The sequence below is a fragment of the Lysinibacillus sp. NPDC047702 genome (assembly GCF_050272555.1).
Classification (GTDB): Bacteria; Bacillota; Bacilli; order Bacillales_A; family Planococcaceae; genus Lysinibacillus.
On sequence record NZ_JBNNMG010000132.1, the window covers coordinates 1 to 2349 of the forward strand.

Consider the following 2349-nt stretch of genomic DNA (forward strand, 5'->3'; position numbering starts at 1 on the left):
ACATGATTATTAAATGATTGTTGTAGTGATTGTACCTCCTGTTTCAATGCGATTTTACCATTTGGCCCTGCAGCTTCGTCTACTGCATAAGCCAATGCATTCATGTCTCGTGGTACATCAGCAAACATGTTACGGTCGATCGTTGGTAAATTTAAATTTGGTGTTGGCATATTTTCACTTCCTTTTTTAATAAAAATACGCCACTCAATATGAGTGACGTTGTTGAACATTTTGGAACAATTGTTCAGCAAAATAATTTGTAAGATTTATCGAATTCGCAAAATAAAATAAAATATTGTACTATTGAAAAATATTACACATTCTAAGGAGATTTCTTATGCCAATAATACAATACAATTTCATGCGCGTTATTTCTATTTTTGCAGTTGTTGTCCTACATTCAGCAGCGCCAATGTTATCTTTATATAATTCCATCCCAACTACCAATTGGCATATTGGGAATTTTTATGATTCTATCGTCAGATGGTGCGTTCCAGTCTTTTTTATGTTAAGCGGTGCATTGTTATTAGATCCTAATAAAAATGAATCAATCAAGCATTTTTTTACAAAAAGATTAATTAAAGTTATACCTCCGTTTATTTTTTGGAGTTTAGTGTTTTACGTTTTTGCTAATCTTATTTTAGGAAAAAACACTATTGATGCTTACATAATAATAGATTTTACAAAAAAATTTTTTACTAACGGAATTTATTATCATCTTTGGTTTGTCTACGTGATAATCGGATTATACATTTTGACACCATTACTAAGAATCTTTATTAAACATTCCCCTAAAAATATGATCCTTTATTTTCTAACCATTTGGTTTATTGGCGGTCCGATTGCAAATTACATAAATTATCTTTTTGATATAAACATTGCATTTAAACCCCTTTTCGACATTAACGTTGGTTACTTTGTACTTGGTTATTATTTAAGGGTAACACCGCTAAATAAAAAAACGATTAGCTTAATTTACCTTTTAGGAATGCTGTCTTTACTGATTACTTTCTTCGGAACTTATTTTGAAACGGTTGCAAATCAAGGTGCGTTCATTGGTTTTTACTATGACTCGATTTCACCTAATTCAGTTCTAGTTTCGATTGCAGTATTTGTTTTTATCCAAAACTTAAAGCTACCTTCAAAACTTAATGCACCTATTAACTTCTTTAGTGCTTCTAGCTTTGGTGTATTTTTTATTCATGCACTAATTCTTGATGTATTTAATATTTACTTAGACTTTAACCCTTTTACTTTTTTGCCTCTTTTCAGTATACCTATACTTGCAATTGTAACTTTTATGGTTAGCACGATAATCATTCATTTATTAAGAAAAGTAAAATTCATTAAAACTATAATTTCATAACTAAAATTAATGAGGGTTATCTAACGGTAAGATAACCTTCATTTTTGTCTATTGATTTTGTGGTGTCAATAAAATCATGTCAGCTTCATCTTGCGTTAAACGATTCAAGCGTACTTGTCCGTTCACAAAGTTTTCATCTACTCGTTTCATCATCCACATATTTAATACAAATGGATAAACTAATGATTGTTGCATATTACATCATCCCTTCAAACATAATTTGTAGTAAAGCTTGTTCTGTCGCTTCAAGACGTTCTTTTAATAATTCTGTTTCTGATTTTGGTGATGGAATCGGTGCCAGATCGTGTGCATCGATGATTGATTGTACTAAATCTATATCTGTACTATCTGCAAAAGTAAATGTAGCTGTTTTGGCAAGAACCTCATCGTTAATCAAATCACTACTGACATCTTTAGGAATAACATTTTGAGCGACAAACTCATTTACCAATTTATTTACATTTATATTAGTAGCTACAATTGTAATCAATCTAAATCACCAACCTTTAAAATGCGGATAACGCTATACCCACTTTTTAAGTTTAACGAACCTCCGCTATCCTGATAAACTTTACAAGGTAAAAAGTAATTGCTTTCGGTAACATTAATCACATAATTGACTGTTATAGTTGTATCGTAGGCGGTGTCACTAATCCCATGATTATTAAAACCAGCTACACCAAATCTACGTTGACCATTACCATTAGCGATAAACTCCGTTTGCGCCCAAAAAATATAAACCCCTTTTTCTAAAACGAGTTTATCATCAATAATTGACACAAAATCAGCGCCATTAACATTATAAAAAGTATCCCATCTTAAATCAGTTTCTACCCCACTTAAAATTGTTTGGGCTTGTGTAGTGGATGCGCCAATCCACTTCTTAGTTTCAGCCAAATGTTCAGTGACCGTTTGTTCAAGTGATGTCAAATCTTCACTATTAGCTTTATCATTCTCCAAACCTTTAATTGCAGTATCAATAA

4 protein-coding genes are annotated in these 2349 nt (G+C 31.5%); 1 reads left to right on the forward strand and 3 read right to left on the reverse strand.

What is annotated here, in order from left to right; all coding sequences use genetic code 11:
• Window positions 1–337 precede the first annotated feature (337 nt).
• Window positions 338–1366: an acyltransferase gene (locus ACQKIM_RS27895; RefSeq protein ID WP_427550209.1), complete on the forward strand. Its 1029-nt coding sequence runs from the start codon at window positions 338–340 to the stop codon at window positions 1364–1366.
• 48 nt (window positions 1367–1414) lie between these two features.
• Here ACQKIM_RS27895 and ACQKIM_RS27900 read toward each other — a convergent pair whose 3' ends face one another.
• The 3 genes from ACQKIM_RS27900 to ACQKIM_RS27910 all read right to left on the reverse strand — a co-directional run.
• Entirely contained in the window at window positions 1415–1561 is a 147-nt protein-coding gene (locus ACQKIM_RS27900) for a hypothetical protein (RefSeq protein ID WP_427550212.1), read from the reverse strand.
• Window position 1562: 1 nt separating this feature from the next.
• Window positions 1563–1856, reverse strand: a complete 294-nt coding sequence (locus ACQKIM_RS27905) for a hypothetical protein (RefSeq protein ID WP_427550214.1) — start codon at window positions 1854–1856, stop codon at window positions 1563–1565.
• On the reverse strand, window positions 1853–2349 hold a 497-nt coding region (locus ACQKIM_RS27910), incomplete at its 5' end, for a hypothetical protein (protein WP_427550216.1). The genes ACQKIM_RS27910 and ACQKIM_RS27905, both read right to left, overlap by 4 nt.